The organism is Calditrichota bacterium, assembly GCA_013151735.1.
Lineage (GTDB): Bacteria > Zhuqueibacterota > JdFR-76 > JdFR-76 > BMS3Abin05 > BMS3Abin05.
Genome location: JAADHR010000199.1, coordinates 1 through 15,224 on the forward strand (window position 1 = coordinate 1; position 15,224 = coordinate 15,224).

13 protein-coding genes are annotated in these 15,224 nt (G+C 45.1%); 7 read left to right on the top strand and 6 right to left on the bottom strand.

Features of this window, described 5'->3' with window-relative positions; genetic code table 11:
* From mnmG to rpmH, 6 genes are all read right to left on the bottom strand, one after another.
* On the bottom strand, positions 1–1,109 hold a 1,109-nt coding region (gene mnmG, locus GXO76_13990), incomplete at its 3' end, for a tRNA uridine-5-carboxymethylaminomethyl(34) synthesis enzyme MnmG (GenBank protein NOY78968.1).
* Positions 1,106–2,503, bottom strand: a complete 1,398-nt coding sequence (gene mnmE, locus GXO76_13995) for a tRNA uridine-5-carboxymethylaminomethyl(34) synthesis GTPase MnmE (GenBank protein ID NOY78969.1) — start codon at positions 2,501–2,503, stop codon at positions 1,106–1,108. The genes mnmE and mnmG, both read right to left, overlap by 4 nt.
* A gap of 57 nt (positions 2,504–2,560) precedes the next feature.
* Positions 2,561–4,390 (bottom strand): membrane protein insertase YidC, encoded by a 1,830-nt coding sequence (gene yidC / locus GXO76_14000; protein ID NOY78970.1) that lies wholly within the window; start codon positions 4,388–4,390, stop codon positions 2,561–2,563.
* 51 nt (positions 4,391–4,441) lie between these two features.
* Complete coding sequence (yidD, locus tag GXO76_14005; protein ID NOY78971.1) at positions 4,442–4,654, bottom strand: membrane protein insertion efficiency factor YidD; 213 nt, start codon at positions 4,652–4,654, stop codon at positions 4,442–4,444.
* A gap of 16 nt (positions 4,655–4,670) precedes the next feature.
* Positions 4,671–4,985, bottom strand: a complete 315-nt coding sequence (rnpA, locus tag GXO76_14010; protein NOY78972.1) for a ribonuclease P protein component — start codon at positions 4,983–4,985, stop codon at positions 4,671–4,673.
* A gap of 41 nt (positions 4,986–5,026) precedes the next feature.
* Positions 5,027–5,182: a 50S ribosomal protein L34 gene (gene rpmH, locus GXO76_14015; protein NOY78973.1), complete on the bottom strand. Its 156-nt coding sequence runs from the start codon at positions 5,180–5,182 to the stop codon at positions 5,027–5,029.
* A gap of 339 nt (positions 5,183–5,521) precedes the next feature.
* On the opposite strand from rpmH, the gene dnaA reads away from it, so the two are divergent.
* From dnaA to GXO76_14050, 7 genes are all read left to right on the top strand, one after another.
* Complete coding sequence (gene dnaA / locus GXO76_14020) at positions 5,522–6,889, top strand: chromosomal replication initiator protein DnaA (protein ID NOY78974.1); 1,368 nt, start codon at positions 5,522–5,524, stop codon at positions 6,887–6,889.
* A gap of 369 nt (positions 6,890–7,258) precedes the next feature.
* Positions 7,259–8,455, top strand: a complete 1,197-nt coding sequence (gene dnaN / locus GXO76_14025; GenBank protein ID NOY78975.1) for a DNA polymerase III subunit beta — start codon at positions 7,259–7,261, stop codon at positions 8,453–8,455.
* Positions 8,456–8,511: 56 nt separating this feature from the next.
* Positions 8,512–9,648 (top strand): DNA replication/repair protein RecF, encoded by a 1,137-nt coding sequence (gene recF / locus GXO76_14030; GenBank protein ID NOY78976.1) that lies wholly within the window; start codon positions 8,512–8,514, stop codon positions 9,646–9,648.
* Positions 9,645–9,929, top strand: coding sequence for a DUF721 domain-containing protein (locus GXO76_14035; protein ID NOY78977.1), 285 nt, complete (start codon positions 9,645–9,647; stop codon positions 9,927–9,929). Before recF ends, GXO76_14035 begins: the two co-directional genes overlap by 4 nt.
* 28 nt (positions 9,930–9,957) lie before the next feature.
* Complete coding sequence (gene gyrB, locus GXO76_14040; GenBank protein NOY78978.1) at positions 9,958–11,892, top strand: DNA topoisomerase (ATP-hydrolyzing) subunit B; 1,935 nt, start codon at positions 9,958–9,960, stop codon at positions 11,890–11,892.
* Between the two features lie 56 nt (positions 11,893–11,948).
* Complete coding sequence (gyrA, locus tag GXO76_14045) at positions 11,949–14,402, top strand: DNA gyrase subunit A (GenBank protein ID NOY78979.1); 2,454 nt, start codon at positions 11,949–11,951, stop codon at positions 14,400–14,402.
* Positions 14,403–14,449: 47 nt separating this feature from the next.
* The gene (locus GXO76_14050; protein ID NOY78980.1) at positions 14,450–15,223 is read left to right on the top strand and encodes a FecR domain-containing protein; all 774 of its coding nucleotides are present in this window, start codon (positions 14,450–14,452) and stop codon (positions 15,221–15,223) included.
* The last annotated feature ends 1 nt before the right edge of the window (position 15,224 follow it).

Genomic DNA, 15,224 nt, shown 5'->3' on the forward strand with positions numbered 1-15,224 from the left:
GGCTTCAATTGGGTGGGTGGAAAAAAATCATACTCAATGGCATACCCCAACCGGGTTATTTCCACCCTTTCGAGACCCGGAATGGTTCGAATGGCCTGAATCTGCACATCCTCCGGCAGGCTGGTTGCAAAGCCGTTCACATACATTTCAAAGGTATCCCTTCCCTCCGGTTCCAGAAAAATCTGGTGATGCTCCTTGTCGCTAAACCGGACAATTTTGTCCTCAATCGAGGGGCAATACCGGGGACCTACCCCGTGGATCATTCCCGTGTACAGGGGGGAGCGATCCAAACCCGAGCCAAGCACCAGATGCGTTTTGGGGGTGGTGGCAGTCAAATAACAGGGAATCTGCTCAAGCTCCAGCCTTTCCGTTTGATAGGAAAACGGAACAGGCGTTTCATCCCCCGGCTGGAGGGTCATGGCCGAAAAATCCACCGTCCGGCCATCGATTCTCGGGGGGGTTCCCGTTTTTAGTCGCCCCGACTCAAACCCCAGGGCAACCAGGTCCTCCGTAATTCCCCGGGCAGGAAACTCCCCGGCGCGTCCCGCGTGAATGGCCTGAAGCCCGATAAAGATTTTTCCATTCAAAAAGGTCCCGGCCGTCAGAATGACGGCCCGTGCCGCTATCGTTGTTCCGGTCTGAACCTTTACCCCCTTAATTTCACCCTTTTCGACCACAAGGCCCGTAGCCGGTAACTGCTTTATATCCAAATTTTCCTGCCGTTCCAGAGCGAGGCGCATTTCCCAGGAGTAGGCAAGCCGATCGGCCTGGGCGCGCGGCGACCAGACAGCAGGGCCTTTTGAGCGATTCAGCATTCTGAACTGGATGCCCGTTTTATCCGTGACCTTGGCCATTTCGCCGCCGAGCGCGTCAATTTCCTTTACCAGATGGCCCTTTGCCAGCCCTCCAATAGCCGGATTACAGGACATTTGCGCAATAGTAAAGATGTTCATCGTCAGCAAGAGGGTTTTCGCACCCATTCGTGCCGAGACCAGAGCGGCCTCACAGCCGGCGTGTCCCGCCCCGACAACGATGACATCATACTCGCCATAAAGACTGCTGGCCGATTGTTTCACGTGGAACAAAATGTCTTTCTTCGTATCTGTCATTTTCCGATGCAAAACCTTCCAAAAATAAAATCCAAAACATCCTCAGGAGATGTTTCCCCAACAATTTCACCGATCGCATTAAGTGCTCCCCGAACATCCACGGCTGCAAATTCCTGGCTGAGTCCCCTTTGAAGGGTCTCGCTGGCCGTATCCAGAGCAGAAAGTGCCTTTTCTATTGCTTTCACGTGACGGATATTTGTGAGGATAATCTCACCACGGTTCAGATTTTCATCGGTCAAAAACTCTTTTTTTATCATCTCATAAAAAGAGTCCATCCCTTCCCCTGTCTTGGCTGAAATCCGAATCGGAGTTTGCTGCGCAACAGAGCCGGGTATCCCCTGATTTTTGGGGTTCCGTTTCAGATCAATCTTGTTCTCGACGATTAATGTGGCGGCACCGCTTTTCGCCGTGGCTTCCCCAATTTTGTTCCAGACAAAGTCATCCTCCGGAAGCCAGCCTACAAACCCGTCATAGAGAAAAACCACCAAATCGGCCTCATTCAAATGGAATTGAGTCATTTCGACCCCCTTTGCCTCGATGCGGTCACGGGTCTGCCTTAGGCCGGCCGTGTCAATAACGCGAAACAAAACCCCGTCAATGTCCAGTTGGACCTCCACGGCATCGCGTGTGGTTCCGGGTGTGGCATCCACAATTGCCCGGTCGCTTCCAATCAATCGATTCAGCAGGCTGGATTTTCCCACATTCGGACGCCCCACGATGGTCATTTTAACGCCGTCCCGCAGAAAGCGTCCTTTTTGATAGGTGGAAATCCACTTTTTCAGGATCTTTTTGACCGAATCCAAACGGGCGACGAGCTCTGTCCGGGGGATCAGTTCAACATCCTCTTCCGAAAAATCCAGTTCCAGTTCCAGAAAACCCAGGATTTCGATTAATTCCCTTTGAACCGTTTGAATCTGTTGGAACAACTTCCCCGAAAGCTGTTGATACGAGGCTCGAAGGCTTTTCTCTGTTTGCGCCTGAATTAGATCGGCAACCGCCTCGGCCCGGGACAGATCCAGCTTTCCATTTAAAAAGGCCCGTTTTGTAAATTCTCCGGGTTCGGCCAAACGCGCCCCCGCTTTCAGGGTTGCCTGGAGCACCTTTTGTGTAACAAAAAGCCCCCCGTGGCAGCTAACCTCGACCACATCTTCTCCCGTGTAGGACTGCGGAGCACGAAAAACGGTAAAGACTCCCTGATCGATCTCCTCTCCCGACTGGGGATCAACAATTGCTGCCACATGAACCGTATGGGTGGGCACCTCTGAGAGAGTAACGTTCCCTCTGAAAATCTTTTCCGAAACCGAAAGCGCGTCCTCACCGCTGATCCGTATGACGGAAATCCCCCCCGTCCCGATGGGTGTGGAAATCGCTGAAATTGTCTCTGTTTTTTCCATAAATAAAAACAGCCCTACCAGGTATTTTGGCAGGGCTGGTAGTCCTCACGTAAATCCTTACTTCCCTTTTTTATGACTTCTCTGTCTGGGTGTTTTCTTTTTCACCGGTTTGATTTCCAGCTTGTCGGTTTTAACAAAATGCTGCTGGGCAATCGTCAGAATATTAAACAGCGTGTAGTACAGATTCAACCCCGATGGAAACGAGTTAAAGAGCAAAACAAAGAAAACCGGCATTAAATACGTCAGGGATTTTTGCTTTGGATCCTGAGTGGTCATCTTTTGCTGAAAGTACATGGTAAAGCCCATCACAATGGGCAAAACATTGATTGTATTTCCATACATTGGAATCGTAAATGGCAGCGTGGCAATGGTATCCGGCATGGACAAATCCTTTATCCACCACAAAAATTGTGCGCCCCGCAGCTCAATTGTGGATCGAAAAACAATAAACAATCCCACCAATAACGGCATTTGCAGAAGCGTCGGTAAACACCCCCCCATGGGATTTACACCATACTCCTTATAAAGCTTCATGGTTTCTTTGTTCATCCGCTGCGGATCATTCTTGTATTTCTCTTTTATTTCCGCCATCAGCGGCTGAACAAGCTGCATTTTTTTCATCGACACATAGCTTTTGTGCGTCAATGGATACACTACTATTTTTATCAGCAGTGAAAACACCACAATGACCCACCCATAATTTGGGATGAACCTGTGGAGAAATTTAAATGAAACCAGAATGGCAATGCTGAACGGACGAAAAAGACGCTCATACCAACCCGACGACATAATCACCTTGTCCAGTTTAACGCCCAATTTTCGGATGGTGTTGTATTCGAGTGGGCCGATATAAACGGTGAATGAATCCGCGGTAACGGTACCGCTATTTAATGGCATTTCAACCGTCGTTGAATAGCGCTTGATGACATTCTTTTTATTAAACGGAACCCCCCGGCCTTCTACAATGACTCCTCTTCCCTGCTTTCCCTTCAAAATAATGGCCGACGTAAAATATTTTGTTCGCACCGCCGTCCAAATAACCGACCCGGTTATCTTTTTCTTTTTATACTCGGGCTTATTGCCTATTGAAAATTCATCAAGCTCTTTGCCCAGCATCGAATACACCTTCGAGTAGCCCTCGTCATCCCGAAGACGCTTCTCTGTCGGATGTAAACCGGATTTCCAGGTGACATAATAGCTGTTGTTGTCAACCCAGGAATCAAATCCCTTCAGATTCACAACAAAATTAATATTGTACTTATCTTTATAAAAAACAAACTTTTTTATAATTTGCTGGCCGTTTTTTAGGGTCAATTTGGCCAGAAGGGTTGCTGTGGGATGGGCATCATTTAATACCACCAGAGAATCCGTTTGGTCCTTTTTCAGAAGACTCAAATTATAATTCACATTGCCAAAATCGACCGTATCATTATTTACAAAAAACAAAAGTCCAAGATCATCATACCCTTTCCCCAAAATCAACTGGACAGGGGTGCCATTGAATGTATTGTATTCTTTTAATTTCCAACTACTTATGGTAGCCCCTCTGGACGATATCTTTGCCTGATACAAGGGGGTTTCCACGGTTATTGTTCTTGCCTTTTTGCCTATTACGCTGGCGGGCAACAGTTCACCCAGCTGAAGATTTTCCTTTTTAACGGCCACCGGTTTCTTCGGCGGTTCCGTTTTTTTCTCCTGAATCGCCTTTTCAAATCGGCTTGTGGCCGATGGTCTTTCGCTTCGCATTTTTCGAAGCGTGTCCTCTACAACCCGGCCCTGCTGCGTCGATTGGGATTTTGGCATCACCCATTTTTTGTAATAGGACGTCTGGGTAAAAATTAAAATTATTCCGATCAAGATAAATGCAATGATGGTGTCTCTGTTCATGATTGTCCTAACTTTTTACTATATCGTTATTCGTAAGAGAATTATCGTACGTTACGGTAACGGATCATATCCCCCCTTATTGAAAGGATTGCACCGTAGGATTCGCCAAACAGATAGATAGGTTGCCTTAAAGAAATTGTATTTCGTATACGCTTGAATACTATACGTTGAACATGTGGGATAAAATCTGCAAGAAGGAGGAAAAAATGGCGAAATGAGCGTTTTATATAATTTGATTAAGAAAATTACAACTTTCTTTAACATTTTTTCAGTATGTCCTTTAGATCTGAAATTTCATGATATAAACGCCAAAATGTGGGCAATTCCTCTGTTTTGCGCACATAAAAAATAACTTTTTTTTTTCAAACCAAGCCTTATTTTGACGAAAGATTTCCCGAATATATCGCTTCACGCGATTTCGTTCAACCGCCTTTTTGTATTTTCGACTAACGGCTATGCCCATCTGGGTGCTTTCACTTGAAACATAAAAAAGGGTTATGAGCCGTCCCCTTATTTTTTTGCCTTTTTGGAATATCTCATCGTAAGCAGATGGTCCCCGAATGATTTCATGTTTTTTTAGAGTTTGGGCAGCCATGCGCGGTGATTTTCGTTTACGAGTAGCAATAATGTGGATAACTACTTCGTTGTATATTCATCACTAACGGTTAGCTTTTTTCGCCCCTTCAAACGACGACGCCGTAAAACCTCTCGACCAGCTACAGAAGACATTCTTTCCATAAAACCGTGTTTATTCCGGCGCTTTCTATTGCTGGGTTGAAACGTCCGTTTCATTTAAAAATCTCCTTTCGATTGTTTTTGTTTTACTTAGCGTTTTAAATAGTGACGTTAAATATAATATTAAAATGCACAAAAAGTCAAGTTTTTTTTGGTAAATTCCTTTAGCCCTTTTTGCGCCGCATTTTTCCAAAATTTTTAAATCTTTTGGTTTGACTTTGAACGAAAATTTTTTATATTTGTTTCCGCAAAACGTACCTTTCTGTGTGTGGATAACTTGTGGAAAAGGCCTGTTTAATTCTTTGAATCCTTTCTTGCTCAACACAGTTACACTCGATCAAATATGAAGACTTTTTACGATTTATCGCTTTTTGTTTTTAAAAAACGAGGGGTTTTATGGAGGATATCATCAGTTCTGTAGAAAAGGCATGGGATTTTTGTTTGTCCCATATCCGCTCAAAAATCAGCGCACAAAGTTTCAATACCTGGTTTAAACCCATCATCCCAATTAAGGTAACAGACGACCAGTTGACCATTCAGGTTCCCAGCGAGTTTTTTTATGAATGGATTGATGAACACTTTCGGGATATTATCGATCAGGCGCTTTATGAAGCCTTTGGTCGACCCATAAAACTAAAATATTCGATTGTCCTGGATGAAACGGCTGGCAGTGTTTCTCCCGAGGAGTCTCTTAAAAATAAAAAACATCTGCTTTTTTACAACAATAATGGCACGCATCTAAACAGTCGATATATTTTCGAGAATTTCGTGGAAGGTAACAGTAACCAATTTGCAAAAGCAGCCTCTCTGGCCGTTGCAGAATCGCCCGGTAAGACCTCTTTTAATCCCTTATTAATTTACGGAGGGGTCGGGTTAGGTAAAACACATCTCATTCAGGCCATCGGAAATTACGTTTTAACCAAATATCCCAATAAGCGCATTCAGTATGTCTCAAGCGAAAAATTTACCCTTGAATTTATTAATGCCATCAAAAACAACCGGGCCTCTGAGTTCAGCCTGCACTATAGAAATGTGGATATTTTGCTCGTCGACGATGTGCAATTTTTTATCAATAAGGAACGAACCCAGGAAGAATTTTTTCACACATTTAACGAATTGCAGCAAAAGGGAAAGCAAATCGTTTTATCATCGGACCGTCCCCCTCAGGAACTGGCCGGCTTGGAAGATCGACTGATCTCCAGGTTTAGTTCCGGGCTTATTGCCGATATTCAGCCACCCGATCTGGAAACCCGAATTGCTATTTTGCAGCGCAAGGCCGAACAGGATCAAATTGAACTCTCCGATGAAATCACCCAGTTTATTGCGGCGAACATTAGCTCCAATATTCGGGAACTCGAAGGAGCCCTAATTAAATTACTGGCGTATGCTTCCCTGAATGGGGAAGACATCACCCTGCGCCTGGCCAAACGGGTACTCAAAGATTTAATCAAAAAGAAAAACAAAACAAATGTTTCAATTGAGCTTATTCAGGGAGTGGTAAGCGATTATTTCTCCATTAAGGAAGATTTGATTCGGGCCAAAACCCGAAAAAAAGAAATCGTCGAAGCCCGTCAGATTTCCATGTACCTGGCCAAAATGCTGACCAGCAGCTCCCTAAAGACTATCGGTCTGCATTTTGGCGGGCGCGATCATACAACCGTCATCCATGCCTATCAAACGATTGAAAACAGAATGGCATCGGAACCGAAATTCCGCGAGATTGTCCAGGAAATTCAGGAAAAAGTGGAATTGGAAACCCAATAATCTTTTCCACATCTCTTGTGGAAAAGCGGGTGAAATAGTGTGGAAAAACCGTCGTTTTTCCACATTGTTTTGATCAACCCAATTACCCTTTTAAAACGTACCCGGATATAAACAAGTTTTAAACAATTTTTTCACAGGATCAAACGTCCTTTAATCCAATCAAGCTCATTGTTTTTTAGTATAATTACTCACTTTTACAAAAAGGTTTTCCACATATTCACAGCCATTACTATTACTATATTTTTATTCTTTACTATAAAAACAATTATAAAATAGAATAAAATAATTCGCTTGAAATTATATGAAAAATTAATTACTTTAATAAAAATATAGAGGTTACTATTTGATATCATATTTTAGGAGGCCACAATGAAATTTTCCGTACCCCGTTCGGAATTTTTTAAAGCAATTCAAAGCATTATCGGTGTTGTTCCTCCCAAAACGGCTACACCCATCCTGAGTGATGTTTTATTAATTCTTGAAAATGACAGCCTGAAAATATATGCGACCGATCTGGAAATTCTCATGTCAACTCAAATAAACGTGGATGGCGTTGAAAACGGGGCTTTGGCTGTTCCATCAAAGATGTTAGCGGAAATCTTACGGGAATTGGGGGATGTAAAAATAGAGGTTATTGCAGAGGATAACTATCGTCTGCGGCTCATCAGTGATCGGGGAGTGTATAAAATTGCTGGGGACCCCAGTGAGGATTTTCCCCTGATGCCGGTGTCGGATTTGGTAGAAGAATTTGATATTGACAGCAAAAAACTTTCCCGCATGATTGACAAAACCATTTTTGCCGTTTCGCATGATGAGTTGCGGCCGGCGCTAATGGGGGTCCTTTTTCAAATTGGCTCAAATGAATTCAGAATGGTTGCCACGGATGGGCACCGGCTGGCCCGCATTACAAACATGGATTTTTCGGCATCGGTTTCAGAAAAAAAATTAATTGTACCAACCAAAGCACTGAATCTGCTGGTAAAGAATATTTCCGACGAAACGGAGGATATCAAGGTTTCATTTGGAGAAAACTATATTGTGTTTAAATTCAATCATGCAGAAATTATTTCTCGACTGGTTGAAAGTCAATATCCTCAATATGAGAATGTAATTCCAACTACCAATAAAAAACGCTTGCAAATTAATCGCGAGCTATTTCACAGAAGCTTAAAGCGTGTCTCAATCTTCTCAAATTCAATGACAAAACAAGTAAAATTGTCCCTGAAACCGGATAAAATCGAAGTCTTTTCACAAGACCTGGATATCGGCGGTGAGGCCATGGAAGTATTGCCGGCAGAATATGAAGGCGAAGAGATGGATATTGGTTACAACGCTCAGTACCTTATGGAAATTATCCGACATATTGATACGGACGAGGTTGTCCTTATGTTGGACACACCGATTTCTGCAGGAATTGTTTTGCCATCAGAACAATTGGAAAAAGAGGATTTTCTCCTTCTGGTAATGCCTGTTCGGTTAACGGAAACCGAAGAAGTCGAAGAAAACGTTTCGGATGCAAATGAGTATACGGAAACATCCGACACCTCCGAAGAATATGAGTATTAGGGTGTAAGTAGCTGGTTTCCGCAACAAAAAGTGTTATTTGAAAATTCAGGAATAGAATGGTTTTAAAATCACTATATCTTCAACAATTTAGGAACTATTTGAAACAAAATTTCGTGTTCGATGAAGGCGTAAATGTGATTTATGGCTATAATGGGCAGGGAAAAACCAATCTTTTGGAAGCAATTGCTTATACGTGCATTACAAAGAGTTTTCGCACCAATTCCGATGCAGATGTTATTCCTTTTCATGCGGATTTTTTTAAAATCACGTCAGATTTTATTTTTGATCAGGGCGTAAAAAAAACGGTTTCTTTAGAATACGTACAAGGGGAGGGAAAACGTGTTTTTGTTGATGGAGCCCGCGTTTCTTCTGCCTCAGAGATAATTGGTCTCTTTCCGATCGTTATTCTCACCCCGGAAAACGAAGTCATTACGTATGGAAGCCCGTCTGAGCGGCGGCGATTTTTGGATTTTATCTTGTCCCAGACGGATAAATCCTATTTTAATAATATTCAAAATTTTCGAAGGGTGCTCCGGCAGCGCAACAGATTATTGGCCGATGCCCAGGAGAACCGATTTGGTTTCAGGGAGAGAATTGAACCGTGGAATATCGAGCTTTTCGAACTCAATAAACAAATTACAAAAAAACGGAAAGAATTTGTAAGGGATTTTCAGAAAATTTTACAGCCAATATTCAAACAGCTTACATTGGGACAGGAAGAAATTTCCATCATCTATACGCCCTCTTTTAAAGAGGCCTTTTTTGAAAGGAACGTGTTTCTCCGTGAATTGGAGAAAAACATCAATTTTGAGATCATGCGTGGAAACACGCTCATTGGTCCCCACCGTGACGAAATTTCATTTTTGAACAATGGGTGGGATTTGCGAAAATTTGGTTCCCGGGGTCAGCACAGAACGGCTGTTATTGCCCTGAAGATTGCAGAATATTTTTACGTGTATCAAATCAAAAAAGAACGCCCCCTTTTTCTTCTGGATGATGTATATACAGAAATTGATAAAATCAGGGCAAAAAATATTACCGAGTATTTTACCCAAATAGGGCAGATATTTTTAACGACCAGCGATGTGGATTTAAAAATTGACACAGAACTGGAAAAAGAGAAAAAAATTTCCTATTTTTATATTGACCGTACACATCCGGTACCCCATACGGAGGTTGGACAACGTCCATGAAAAGAGCGGCTGAACTGGGGTCCGTTTTGAACAGAATTCTGAAGGACCTTCATATTGAAAAGAAGGTCTATCAGAGTCAGGCTCTTCTCCTGTGGAGTGAAGTTGTCGGTGAAAAAATCTCAAAAATATCCCGTGCGGAAAGAGTGGATAATGGGATTCTTTTTGTCCGCGTGGACAGCCCAAGCTGGAGAACGGAGCTTATCTATTTAAAACGGGATATTATTCATCGTTTGAACAAAAAAATTGGTGTTAACGTAATAACAGACATTCGGTTTAAATAAGAGTATTTCTGGAGGCATAAAACAAAAGATGGCAGTTAAAAAGAGAGACGTGGAAAAAAAGCAGAGTCACGACCTGTATGACGCCCGAAAAATTCAAGTCTTAAAGGGGTTAGAAGCGGTACGAAAACGCCCGGCAATGTATATCGGGGATGTGTCCTCAAAAGGACTTCATCATCTGGTTTACGAGGTGGTGGATAACAGTATCGATGAAGCGATGGCCGGGTACTGCAGTCAAATTAAGGTCATCCTTCACGAAGACAACAGCATTACGGTTGAAGATGATGGCCGCGGTATTCCCGTGGACATCCATCCGGTGCAAAAGCGCCCGGCTGTAGAAGTGGTCATGACGACCCTTCACGCCGGTGGAAAATTCGACAAGAACACCTACAAGGTTTCTGGGGGATTACATGGAGTGGGTGTATCGGTAGTGAATGCGCTTTCGGAGTGGATGGAGGTTGAGGTATACCGCGATGGCAAGATCTACCACCAAAAGTACGAACAGGGAAACCCGGTTACTGATCTGAAAGTGATTGGCAAGCACAAGAAAACGGGAACGAAAATTCATTTTATGGCCGACCGGGCCATTTTCAAAAAGGTCAGGTATTCGGTGGATACCCTTTCCAATCGGCTTCGTGAGCTTGCCTTTTTGAATCCGGGAGTACGGATTTTCCTGAAAGATGCTGCTAACAACGAGGAAATGGAATTCCACTACAAGGGCGGGCTTGTGTCCTTTGTGGAATATCTGGAACAAAACCGGACGCCAATTCACAAAAAGCCAATTTATGTGTCCGGCAGTAAAGAAAATGTTCAGGTTGAAATCGCGCTTCAATATGATACATCCTACACGGAAAACATTTTCACGTACGTGAACAATATCCCCACAATTGAAGGGGGAACGCATCTGGTAGGATTCAAATCGGCGCTCACCCGATCGATCAACAACTACGCGATCAAAAACAATTTGACCAAGGGTCTTAAAAACGGACTGACCGGCGATGATGTTCGCGAGGGACTTACAGCCATCATCAGCGTGAGGGTTCTGGAACCCCAATTCGAGGGTCAGACGAAAACCAAGCTTGGCAACAGTGAGGTCAAAGGAATTGTTGATTCAATCGCGTCGGAGGGATTGAATGCCTTCTTTGAGCAAAATCCGTCCGTGGTGAAAAAGATTGTTGAGAAATGTACAATGGCAGCCCGGGCCAGGGATGCCGCCAGAAAGGCCCGGGAATTGGCCCGTCGAAAAACGGCGCTGGATGGTGGAGGGCTGCCGGGTAAACTGGCGGATTGTTCGATTCGAGATCCCGAGCATGCGGAGATTTTTCTGGTTGAAGGGGACTCAGCCGGAGGATCGGCCAAACAGGGACGGGACCGTCAATTTCAGGCCATTTTACCCCTGAAGGGAAAAATCCTGAATGTGGAAAAGGCCCGCCTGGAGAAAATCCTGAATAATGATGAAATCCGGACCATCGTTACGGCACTCGGCGCCGGTATTGGCCGGGATGAATTCCGGCCGGAAAAGGTGCGCTACCATAAAATCATCATTATGACGGATGCCGATGTGGACGGGGCCCATATTCGAACCCTGCTTCTGACCTTCTTTTTCCGCTACATGCGGGAACTGATTGAACTCGGGCACATTTACATTGCTCAGCCCCCTCTTTATCGTCTGGCAAAGGGACGGGAAGAGTACTACGCTTATGATGAAGATGAGCGGGAAGAGATTACACAAAAACTCGGCCGGGACGGCGTGAATATCCAACGGTACAAAGGTCTGGGTGAAATGAACCCGGAACAGCTGTGGAAAACCACCATGGATCCGGAGCAGAGGGTCATCCTTCAGGTGAACATAGAGGAAGCCTTTGAAGCTGATCGGATTTTCAGCACGTTAATGGGAGACAATGTCGAACCCCGGCGAGAATTCATTCAGAAGAATGCAAAATACGTGCGCAACCTGGATGTTTAAACACGTGATGGCATGATTTAAACGATAAAACGATAATGTAAGGAAGAGACAAACGAATGGCTGTAAATCGGGAAAGAGTTTTACCAGTTTTAATTGAAGACGAAATGAAGGGCTCCTATCTGGATTATTCCATGTCGGTTATTGTATCAAGGGCCCTTCCGGATGTTCGTGACGGACTGAAACCGGTTCACCGGCGTGTTCTTTACGGAATGTACAATTTGGGCCTGTTGCCCAACCGTCCCTATAAAAAAAGTGCAAGAATTGTGGGTGAGGTTCTGGGTAAGTACCATCCTCATGGCGATACGGCTGTTTACGATTCGATGGTACGAATGGTACAGGATTTTTCTCTGCGGTACCCACTGGTGGATGGCCAGGGTAATTTTGGTTCCGTCGACGGGGATTCACCGGCCGCCATGCGATACACGGAAGCCCGCCTGGCACCCATCGCTCTGGAGCTGTTGCGCGACATCGAAAAAGATACGGTTGATTTTGTCCCGAATTTCGACGAAACCCTGAAAGAACCGGTTGTGCTCCCTTCCGTTCTGCCCAATCTTGTGGTGAATGGTGCCTCGGGAATTGCGGTGGGCATGGCGACGAACTTTCCGCCGCACAATCTGACGGAAGTAATCGATGGGTTGATTACCCTCATTGACAATCCGGAGGCTGCAGTCGAAGAAATTATGCAATCGATTAAAGGCCCCGATTTTCCAACCGGAGCCATTATTTACGGCGCAGCCGAAATTCCGACCATTTACAAAACGGGACGGGGAAAATTAACCATTCGGGCTCGTGCGAATATTGAAACACAGAAAAATGGAAAAGAACGGATTATTGTTACGGAAATCCCGTACCAGGTGAACAAAAGCAACCTGCTCGAAAAAATGGGAGATCTGGTCCGGAATAAAAAAATCACCGGAATCAGCGATATTCGTGACGAATCGGATCGGGACGGCATGCGTGTCGTCATTGAGCTGAAACGCGACGCTCAGGCCGAGGTTGTGCTCAATCAACTCTACAAACACACGCAGATGCAGACCACCTTTGGTGTCATTATGCTGGCGTTGGTTGACGGGGCGCCCAAGGTAATGAATCTGAAAGAATCCCTTCAGCATTTTGTCGATTTCCGGCATGAAGTGGTGGTGCGCCGCACAAAATTCGATCTGGACAAAGCGGAAAGACGGGCCCACATTTTAGAGGGATTAAAAATTGCTCTGGACAATCTGGATGCCATTATTCAAACCATTCGAAAATCACGCGATCCCAAAACAGCCAAACACAACCTGATGCGAAATTTTAAACTTTCCGAAATTCAGTCTCAGGCTATTTTGGACATGCGCCTCCAGCGTCTCACGGGGTTGGAGCGAAAAAAGATTGAAGATGAGTATCTGGCAACCATTAAGCTCATCGCCGAATTAAAGGCCATTCTGGACAGCCGTTCCCTTCGGATGAAAATAGTTAAGGATGAGCTCATCGAGCTGCAGAAAAAATATGGGGATGAACGGCGAACCGAGATTATTAACAGTGCCGAGGACTTTCAAATTGAGGATCTGATCGCCGAAGAAGACATGGTGATTACCATATCCCACGACGGGTTTATTAAGCGGTTTCCCGTTTCCGGGTACAAGCGGCAGATGCGCGGCGGCCGCGGTTACACGGGGGCCTCGCCCACCAGCGGGGATTTTGTGGAGCACCTGTTCATTGCTTCCACCCATCACTATATTTTGTTTTTCACAGATAGGGGAAAGTGCTACTGGTTGAAGGTTTACGAAATTCCGGAGGGCGGCCGTGCCTCCCGAGGGCGCTCGATCGTGAATCTTTTGGATGTCTCCAAGGGTGAAAATATCCGGGCCTTTTTGCCGGTGAAGGAATTCGACAATGAGCACTATATTGTCATGGCCACCGAAAAGGGCCTGGTCAAGAAGACCAATCTTGAGGCATTCAGCCGGCCGCGGCGCGGCGGTATTGTGGCCATTTCCATCAATGAAGGCGACCGCCTCATTGAAGCCATGCTGACCAACGGGACTCAGGAGCTGTTGCTGGGGACGCTTTACGGAAAAGCAGTCCGGTTTAATGAATCGGAACTGCGGCAAATGGGACGCAATGCAGCAGGCGTTCGCGGAATTAGCCTGGCACCCGAGGACCGGGTCATTGGAATGGTTCCGGTTCAACGGGGGTCGACGCTTCTGGTTGTGACCGAACAGGGATACGGAAAGCGGAGCAAGATCGAGGACTACCGCTTAACCCATCGCGGAGGCAAGGGGATTATTGCCGTTAAAATAACGGAGCGTGTGGGCAAAATGATCGCCATGAAAGTGGTGATGGACAGTGACGATATTATGATCATTACGGCGCATGGTGTGGTTATTCGCCAGCCCGTGAAGGGAATCTCCATTATTGGACGGAATACCCAAGGAATTCGTCTGATCCGTCTGGATGAAGGGGATCGCATTGCGGACGTGGCCCGGGTCATTAAGGAAAATACCAACGGCAATGGAAAAGAACCTGAATAATCCGACAAAGAAGTGCCAGAAAAAAACACCAAGCGAAAGGTGATTGAATGAAGAATAAAAAGCAGTTGCAATGGATTGTACCTTTGATTGCCGTAATTTGGTTGGTTCCCTACCTTTTGTTTTCTGAGAAAGTGGAAGAAAAGGGTGTGGTTACCTATGTGGCGGGCCGGGTGAAAAAGAAGACGCCCAAAATCGAGAATTGGATCCCTGCCCATAAAAATACGCAGGTAATTCGCGGTGAAAAGGTCCGCACGTACCTTCGATCGCGTGCAGAGATTAAATTAAGGGGTTTGGATATTATTCGTCTGGCACCGGAAACGACCATTGATATTGTGAAACTTTACGATGAATCCAAAGACTCGCAGATCAAAACGACACAGATCAACATCGAGAGCGGCGACCTCTGGGCATCTGTTTCGAAAAAAAGCAAAAAAATGAAATTTAAACTGGATACGCCCGTTGCGGGTACCGCGATCACCGGAACAAAACTGGAGGTCAGCTTTGGCTCCGATTCCAGCTCCGAAGTGCGGGTCTACAGGGGAGAAGTGAAGGTTTCCAATGCCAAAACGGATATGGACAGGTTAAAGCTAACCCCCAAATTGATCAAGCCCCACCAGATTCAGGGACCCCATCAAATCCAAGGTCCGCATGAAGTCACAATGGAAAAGTGGCTGTATATTGTGAAGGAAATGCAGATGCTAAAAATCGACAAGCATGGAAAAGTAAAATATGCGGGTTCCTTTTCGCTGAAGCAAATGAAGAATAAAGCCGACTGGGTGAAATGGAATCTGAGCCGGGACAAGGCCCTTGGGATAAAATAGG

Excerpts from the sequence above, each read along its gene's own strand:
- mnmE (NOY78969.1), bottom strand. The coding sequence starts at position 2,503 with ATGGAAAAAACAGAGACAATTTCAGCGATTTCCACACCCATCGGGACG.
- GXO76_14050 (NOY78980.1), top strand. The coding sequence starts at position 14,450 with ATGAAGAATAAAAAGCAGTTGCAATGGATTGTACCTTTGATTGCCGTA.
- gyrB (NOY78978.1), top strand. The coding sequence starts at position 9,958 with ATGGCAGTTAAAAAGAGAGACGTGGAAAAAAAGCAGAGTCACGACCTG.
- recF (NOY78976.1), top strand. The coding sequence starts at position 8,512 with ATGGTTTTAAAATCACTATATCTTCAACAATTTAGGAACTATTTGAAA.
- GXO76_14035 (NOY78977.1), top strand. The coding sequence starts at position 9,645 with ATGAAAAGAGCGGCTGAACTGGGGTCCGTTTTGAACAGAATTCTGAAG.
- dnaA (NOY78974.1), top strand. The coding sequence starts at position 5,522 with ATGGAGGATATCATCAGTTCTGTAGAAAAGGCATGGGATTTTTGTTTG.
- gyrA (NOY78979.1), top strand. The coding sequence starts at position 11,949 with ATGGCTGTAAATCGGGAAAGAGTTTTACCAGTTTTAATTGAAGACGAA.
- rnpA (NOY78972.1), bottom strand. The coding sequence starts at position 4,985 with ATGGCTGCCCAAACTCTAAAAAAACATGAAATCATTCGGGGACCATCT.
- yidC (NOY78970.1), bottom strand. The coding sequence starts at position 4,390 with ATGAACAGAGACACCATCATTGCATTTATCTTGATCGGAATAATTTTA.
- dnaN (NOY78975.1), top strand. The coding sequence starts at position 7,259 with ATGAAATTTTCCGTACCCCGTTCGGAATTTTTTAAAGCAATTCAAAGC.
- rpmH (NOY78973.1), bottom strand. The coding sequence starts at position 5,182 with ATGAAACGGACGTTTCAACCCAGCAATAGAAAGCGCCGGAATAAACAC.
- yidD (NOY78971.1), bottom strand. The coding sequence starts at position 4,654 with ATGTTAAAGAAAGTTGTAATTTTCTTAATCAAATTATATAAAACGCTC.